The sequence below is a fragment of the Halorubrum sp. CBA1125 genome, from assembly GCF_009742825.1.
In the GTDB taxonomy this organism is placed as follows: Archaea; Halobacteriota; Halobacteria; order Halobacteriales; family Haloferacaceae; genus Halorubrum.
The window spans coordinates 1-6370 of sequence record NZ_WPCE01000168.1 but is presented as its reverse complement, the minus strand read 5'-3'; the positions used below and the strand labels follow the sequence as shown (position 1 = coordinate 6370).

At 68.9% G+C, this 6370-nt stretch carries 8 protein-coding genes and 1 pseudogene; 4 read left to right on the top strand and 5 right to left on the bottom strand.

Features of this window, described 5'->3' with window-relative positions:
* From GJ633_RS12920 to GJ633_RS12910, 3 genes and pseudogenes are all read right to left on the bottom strand, one after another.
* Window positions 1-733 (bottom strand): annotated as a pseudogene (locus GJ633_RS12920) (DNA polymerase V family protein); the annotation flags it as partial.
* A 152-nt stretch (window positions 734-885) separates the two neighbouring features.
* Window positions 886-1719 carry an MBL fold metallo-hydrolase gene (locus GJ633_RS12915; RefSeq protein WP_156589154.1) on the bottom strand — a complete coding sequence of 278 codons (834 nt, stop codon included), beginning with the start codon at window positions 1717-1719 and terminating at the stop codon, window positions 886-888.
* A gap of 388 nt (window positions 1720-2107) precedes the next feature.
* Window positions 2108-2446, bottom strand: a complete 339-nt coding sequence (locus tag GJ633_RS12910; RefSeq protein WP_156589153.1) for a 2Fe-2S iron-sulfur cluster-binding protein — start codon at window positions 2444-2446, stop codon at window positions 2108-2110.
* A 246-nt stretch (window positions 2447-2692) separates the two neighbouring features.
* Between GJ633_RS12910 and mvaD the strand changes: the two genes are divergently transcribed.
* The gene (gene mvaD / locus GJ633_RS12905) at window positions 2693-3691 is read left to right on the top strand and encodes a phosphomevalonate decarboxylase MvaD (RefSeq protein ID WP_156589152.1); all 999 of its coding nucleotides are present in this window, start codon (window positions 2693-2695) and stop codon (window positions 3689-3691) included.
* Between the two features lie 40 nt (window positions 3692-3731).
* On the opposite strand, the gene GJ633_RS12900 is transcribed toward mvaD, so the two are convergent.
* Window positions 3732-4064 carry an uS10/mL48 family ribosomal protein gene (locus tag GJ633_RS12900; protein ID WP_156589151.1) on the bottom strand — a complete coding sequence of 111 codons (333 nt, stop codon included), beginning with the start codon at window positions 4062-4064 and terminating at the stop codon, window positions 3732-3734.
* Window positions 4065-4251: 187 nt separating this feature from the next.
* On the opposite strand from GJ633_RS12900, the gene GJ633_RS12895 reads away from it, so the two are divergent.
* The 3 genes from GJ633_RS12895 to GJ633_RS12885 all read left to right on the top strand — a co-directional run bounded on the left by GJ633_RS12895 (window position 4252) and on the right by GJ633_RS12885 (window position 6086).
* Entirely contained in the window at window positions 4252-4698 is a 447-nt protein-coding gene (locus GJ633_RS12895) for a bis(5'-nucleosyl)-tetraphosphatase (RefSeq protein ID WP_156589150.1), read from the top strand.
* Between the two features lie 93 nt (window positions 4699-4791).
* Complete coding sequence (locus GJ633_RS12890) at window positions 4792-5790, top strand: DUF5787 family protein (RefSeq protein ID WP_321169078.1); 999 nt, start codon at window positions 4792-4794, stop codon at window positions 5788-5790.
* 77 nt (window positions 5791-5867) lie between these two features.
* Window positions 5868-6086, top strand: coding sequence for a hypothetical protein (locus tag GJ633_RS12885; RefSeq protein ID WP_156589149.1), 219 nt, complete (start codon window positions 5868-5870; stop codon window positions 6084-6086).
* An 89-nt stretch (window positions 6087-6175) separates the two neighbouring features.
* Here GJ633_RS12885 and GJ633_RS12880 read toward each other — a convergent pair.
* On the bottom strand, window positions 6176-6370 hold a 195-nt coding region (locus GJ633_RS12880; protein ID WP_156589148.1), incomplete at its 5' end, for a hypothetical protein.

The following is a 6370-nucleotide window of genomic DNA, read 5'->3' as shown; positions in this document are numbered from 1 at the left end:
CGTCGGCCTCGGCAGGTTCGTCGGCTGCGGCGGTCGTCTCGGCCGCCGTCGACGAGTCCGCGTCCGGCTCGTCGGTCCGTCCCGTGACCGCTGCCGTTCGGTCGCCGGAGATGTCGCGTGGAGAGGGGTGATCTGTGGCGGCGTCGTCCATGTCCGCGACTGCCTCGTCACCTGGTTCGGCGTCCGCTTCGTCGCCCTCGACGTCACTTTCGTCGCCCTCGACGTCACCTTCGTCATCGGGTTCGCTCTCTGCCTCGTCGTCCTCGACGTCGAGCTGTTCTTCCATGCCGGGAAGCGTCGTGCGATCGCCGGAGAGCACCTCGCGGACGGCGTCGGCGTCGCCGGCCCCGAGGACGTCTTCGATCTCCTCGCCGACCGGAACGTGCTCGATCACCGGCGTCCCGAGGAACCCGTCGACGTCGGGGTCTTCGTCGCGGATCCCGAAGACGGTCTCGATGCTCTCGCCCGGGTCGAGGACGCGCTCGAACTCCACGCGGTGGTCCTTGTAGGCGGTCCAGTTCTCGCTCTCGTACTCGGGGTGAAACCCCACCCGGTCCATCGGGAACGACTCGGGGACCCGGTCGACGACACGCACGCGCACGGGGTCCTCGCGGTCAGAGGAGAGGTCGTAGGTCACCGCGGGTACGGGGAACGCGTCGTCGGTGAAGGACTTCTCGACGCGGATACCGTCCTCGTCGACGGTCGTCGACGTGTCTGCCGTCCGTTCGCTCATACCGGCACGTCCCAGAGCAGGGGCTTAAATTCCACGGGCCGGATTTCGGCGCTGATAACCCTCACGTCCCGCAGGAGGTCGCTGGCGCTCCGAGGATGTCGCTGGCGGTCCGAATGCGATGCACAGCGGATGCATGACGGCCCGGATTCGCCTTACAGGTCGATCCGGTCGCCGATCTCGACGATCTCGAGCCGCTCCGGATACGCGAAGCTCCGGACGTGCTCGCGGAGCGCGGTCGGGTCGGCGGTCAGCCCCTTCCACATGTCCCAGTGGGTCGGGACGAGCCGGTCGAGTTCGAGGTCCTCCGCCGCCTTGACGATCTCGTTCTCGTCGCTGTACCACTTCGTCCGGACCGGCTCTCGGGTCTCCTTGTCCGGGACGTTGCCGACGGACCCGAACGCGAGGAGACCGACGTCGATGTCGAACCGGTCCGCGATTCCGGGGAACGAGTCGGCCGGCTTGCTGTCGCCCGCGTGGAACACGGTTCCCGTCGGGTGTTCGAGCACGTACCCCACCGGGTGCGTCGCGTCCGGGTCGTGCGTCTCGACGACGTGGACCGTGAATTCGCCGACCCGGAGTTCGTCGCCCTCCGTCACCTCGCGGAACGCGCCCGCCTCGACGTCGTACTCGTCGGTCCAGCGTTCCGTCTCGCGGGCGACCGCGAGCGAGTCGTCGGGCGCGACGAACTCGGCCCCGGTGGCCGCGAGGATCGGCGCCTGCGAGGGGCCGTCGACGTGGTCCGAGTGCTCGTGGGTCGCCAACACCGCGTCCGCGACGGTGACGTCTTCGGGGTCGAACGGCACCGGGATCATCCGGATCGTCCGCGGGGGGTCACCCGTCCCGACGTACGGGTCGATCCAGAGGACCGTTCCGTCACGTCCCTTGACCGCGAACCCGTTACAGCCCAGGTACCACAGCGTCACCGTGTCGGGGTCGGCGTCCGCGATCGCTCGCGGCAGCCAGTCGCCCCAGTCGGACTCGACCATACCTCCCGCTGCGTGACCGTCCGAGGTAACGGTTGCGGACTGTCGATGATGTGCGGAGCGTCACGGTGGCCGAGTCGCGCGAGATGAGTATCTTCTGACGACGATATGCGTCCGAGACCGATCGAATACACTATATATCGCTATATCAAATCAGTCGGAGTCGTTCCGGTTAGCGTCCGTCGACGAGACACGAAGATCCTCACGCGCTGGGAGCGTACTGGCTGTTCTCCGATGTTGGCTGTCTCCGATGCTGTCTGTCTTCGGTGCCGGAGGGATCGCGACTATCGGCAGGCGGCGGTAACGGGGTGAGAACACCCGGTGACGAGAAGACGAGCGGGGGAGCGACGCTGGCGATCCCGGTGACGAAGAGAACGACGCAGCTGATCCGTTAGTCGTCGGCGGCCGCCCCGTCGGCGTCGGTCGCCTCCGTCGCGGACGCGTCTTCGATGCTCGGCGGGTACTTCCCGCGGTCGAGTTTCAGGTCGGACTGGGGCCGCGCCATGCAGGTGAGCGCGTAGTCTTCGGCCTCCTCGTCGGTGAGCCCGCGGGCGGCCGGCTGGGTCACCTCGCCCTCGACGATCGCGGCGGAGCACGCGAGACACATCCCGACCCGACAGGAGTACTCCTGGGCGATCCCCTCCTCGAGACAGCAACTGAGGACCGTCTCCGTGTCGGCCACCTCGATCGTCTCGCCGGTGCCGACGAACTCGACGGTGTACTCGGTCATGACGCGCAGTATCCCGCGGCAGCGCAAAAGAGTTCCCCTCGATCTCGTCGCCGTTGAGGGGACGGAAGCGGATGGACCGTTCGGATTCCGACGGCGCGGAGAGATCGGGTAGATCCGGGAGATCCGGGTAGATCCGGGAGATCCGGGTAGATCCGGGAGATCCGCGTATTGAGCACGCGACGAGACGCGTTGTGCTACCTCCCGCCCATCGCAACGCCTAATCCCCCGCCGGACGCTTCCCGACGTATGACCGAGAAGGCCACCGCGCGGGCCCACCCGATCCAGGGGCTCGTCAAGTACCACGGGATGCGCGACCCGGAGCGCCGACTCCCGTACCACGACAGCATCAGCCTCTGTACCGCCCCGACGGCGACCACGACCACGGTCGAGTGGCGACCCGACGCGAGCGAGGACGTCTACGTCATCGGCGGCGAGACGGTCGAGGGGCGGGCCGCCGAGCGCATCGACGCCGTCGTCGACCAGGTCCGCGAGCGCGCCGGGATCGACGCCGCGGTCCGGCTGGAGAGCGAGAACTCGTTCCCGTCGAACATCGGCTTCGGCTCCTCGTCGTCGGGCTTCGCGGCCGCCGCGCTCGCCCTGGTCGAGGCCGCGGGACTCGACCTCTCGCTCCCGGAGGTCTCGACGATCGCGCGCCGCGGCTCCTCCTCGGCCGCCCGCGCGGTCACCGGCGCCTACTCCCGGCTCGACGCGGGGCTCAACGACGCCGACTGCCGGTCGTACCGGCTCGACGTGGGCGAGGGGCCGGACGGGTTCGACCCCGAGGCGGACCTGCGCGTCGTCGCTGCGCACGTCCCCGCGTACAAGGAGACCGAGGAGGCCCACCGCGAGGCGGCCGCGAGCCACATGATGCAGGCCCGGACCGCTCACGTGCAGGACCAGCTCGTCGAGATGACCGACGCGCTCCGCGAGGGCGACTTCGACCGGATCTTCGAGACCGCCGAGCACGACTCGCTCTCGCTGACGGCGACGACGATGACCGGGCCCGCGGGCTGGGTGTACTGGCAGCCGGAGACGATCGCCGTGTTCAACGCGGTTCGCGAGCTCCGCGAAGAGGGCGTCCCCGTCTACTTCTCGACGGACACCGGCGCCTCGGTGTACGTCAACACCCGTGCCGCCCACGTCGACCGCGTCGAGTCCCGGATCGCCGAGGTCGGGATCGACACCGACGTCTGGAAGGTCGGCGGTCCGGCACGCGTCCTCGACGCCGACGAAGCGCTGTTCTGAGCCGGCGGGACTGTTCTGAGCGAGACGTCGCTCCGCCGCGTCAGTCTCGTCGGTGACCGAGCGGCTTTTTCTGGTCGACCTCGACCTCGACGTGGATCGAGTCCGGGAAGTCCCGGGCGACGACCTCGCGGGCGATGTCGTCGGCGCCGTGGATCTCCATCGACCGCTTGTACACGGAGTAGCTCCACTGGGGGAACTCCTCGCCGGAGCGGAGGCGCTTGTACAGCGGGACGTGGACGGTCTCCGCCGGCGTGGCGTGGGGACCCTTGCACTCGGCACCCTTCCGTTCGAGCGTCGACTTGAGGTCCTGGACCGTCTCGGCGAGCACGTCGCGGTCGCCGGACGCGAAGGAGAGTTTCGTGACGAAGGTCATGGCTGGGGGTCGTGCGTCCATGGTCGCCCGAGATGTAAAAGCGCACCTACCGAGCCGTGAGCTCCGTTGAATATGGGGGGTCGTATCGGCGAGCGCTCGGCGCGCAGATCGGTCGACGGCGGCTGAAACGGCCGGTGCGTTCGTGAGTCCGACACCCTCTTTAGGGGTGGTTGCTTACCTGACGCTAATGACGGTCGAAGCGACCAGCGCTGGAGCCATCCTCTTCCGCGACACCCGCGGCGAACGGGAGTACCTGCTCCTGAAGAGCCGGCCGGGGGACTGGGAGTTCCCCAAAGGCGGGGTCGAGGGGGACGAGGAGCTCCAGCAGACGGCGATCAGGGAGGTTTCCGAGGAGGCCGGGATCGAGGATTTCCGGCTCATCGACGGCTTCCGCGAGGAGTACGACTACGTCTTCGAGGCGAACGGTAACACCATCCACAAGACGGTCCACCTGTTCATCGCGCGCTCGTTCGAGGCGAGCGCCGAAATCTCGAAGGAGCACCGCGACCTGCAGTGGCGCGACTACGACCAGGCGGTCAACACGATCACTCAGGACGGTCCCCGCGAGATCCTCGAGGAGGCCCACGACTTCCTCGACGACCGTAAAGACGAGGAGACGGGAGACTACGTCTGATATCCGGGCGGCGAGGGCGTCCGGCTCCGCGGGGAGCGGTTCACCGCCCCGCGAGGGCCCGCCGACTCGTCACCGGTTCCGACCAGATCCATTGTGACTCCAGACGCCGAGTTCGGGTACGAACTGCTCGTCTGTCGCTACGCCGAGCTGTCGTGGCACCCCGGAGAGGGGACGCGTCCCGCGGTCGTCTCCCGGCAGCTCGGCACGCAGCGACGCCGCTGGGATACGGTCGTGGTCGAGGTCGACCCGGACGCGTTCGCGGCGCGGCGCGCGTTCGGCGATCGGGCGATAGACTCGGACCTCCTCCACGTGGTGCGCCACGCGCCGGCCGAGTGGGCGTGGTACCGCGACGCGCTCCCCGACCCGGAGTACCCGTGGCGGTACGTCCGCGAGGCCGTCCACCGGGCGGCCGGCCGCGACCTGATCGAGGAGCGCCGGAACGGCAACCGGATCCAGATCCGCCGGAAGCGACCGTACCCGGACTGGGTCCGGCGGATCGTCGCGATCGAGAACAAGCCCGACCTCGACCGTTCGGCCGCCGACCGGCTCGCCGACCAGCTCGCACACGACGTCGAGACCGCCCTCGCCGACGAGGTGTGGCTCGCGACCGAGACCACGGGCGACCGCGTCGAGCGCGCCCTCCTCCGTGAGATGCCCGTCGAGGCCGGCGTGCTCGCGACCGACTTCGCGGCGGGCGTCGACGGCGACGCCGCCGCGGTGGCGTGGCACCCGAGCGACCTCTCGCCGACGGGCGACTCGCGAGACGACGCGACGACGACCCGCCGGCTGGAGATCGCAGAGCGCGCCTACGGGAAGGGGTGGCGGTCGTTCCGCGACACGATGCGCCCCGACTGCCGGCACTTCGAGCTCCGCCGCGAGGGCCGGGCGCTGGTGCCGCACTGCGCGGCGAAGGGGAAGCTGCCGACCGCGCGGGAGTGCTCGGGATCGTGTCCGCAGTTCGCTCCGGAACCGCCCGGGTGGCGGACGAAGGGATGGCCGATCGACGGCGGTCCCGGCAAGGGAATCGGGCGGCTGCTGGACCGCCGCCGCGACCGCGAGCGCGACGAGACCGCTTCCCGTCACAGGGACTGAGCGCGCTCCCGGTCTGCGGTCGCGGGAATCGGGAGTGGCGGAAAAGTACTTTCCATCTCGCCGAAGTAGCGGCATCCATGCGGTTCCCGAGGCCGTCTCCCTCCAAATACGCCGGAGACACGATTGCGGTCGTACTCACACTCGCCGTTCTCCAGTACACCGGCCTCTTCTTCGACGGTCCGGGAACGCTGGACCTCTCGTATCTGGCGGCGATAGCGGTGCTGTTTCCGGTGTTCACCTACCTCATCTCGGTCGTCACCGCGAACGTCGAGTGGGTTCCGTCGTGGGACCGGTGAACGCTGCCGACCGCGGCTGCGAGTGACCGGCTGGGAGTGCCAACACGATTCCCTCGCTGTCGACAGCGGTACAGCGCCGCAGCCGCCGACTACGCCAGCGCCGCCGCCAGCTTCTTGACCGGGTGTGGCGGTTCGCCGGCGTCGACGTCGCGGTCTTTCAGTTGCGTTCGGCAGGAGGCTCCCGGCGCGACGACCGCGTCGCCGTCGCTCTCGTCCACCTGCTCGTAGAGGTTCTGCCCGATCGCCTTGCTCATCGCGTAGTGTTCGGCCTCGTAGCCGAACGA

Bases quoted from the DNA above. Each gene is read 5' to 3' on its own strand.
- GJ633_RS12910 (WP_156589153.1), bottom strand. From the start codon at position 2,446: ATGACCGAGTACACCGTCGAGTTCGTCGGCACCGGCGAGACGATCGAG.
- mvaD (WP_156589152.1), top strand. From the start codon at position 2,693: ATGACCGAGAAGGCCACCGCGCGGGCCCACCCGATCCAGGGGCTCGTC.
- GJ633_RS12900 (WP_156589151.1), bottom strand. From the start codon at position 4,064: ATGACCTTCGTCACGAAACTCTCCTTCGCGTCCGGCGACCGCGACGTG.
- GJ633_RS12895 (WP_156589150.1), top strand. From the start codon at position 4,252: ATGACGGTCGAAGCGACCAGCGCTGGAGCCATCCTCTTCCGCGACACC.
- GJ633_RS12915 (WP_156589154.1), bottom strand. From the start codon at position 1,719: ATGGTCGAGTCCGACTGGGGCGACTGGCTGCCGCGAGCGATCGCGGAC.
- GJ633_RS12885 (WP_156589149.1), top strand. From the start codon at position 5,868: ATGCGGTTCCCGAGGCCGTCTCCCTCCAAATACGCCGGAGACACGATT.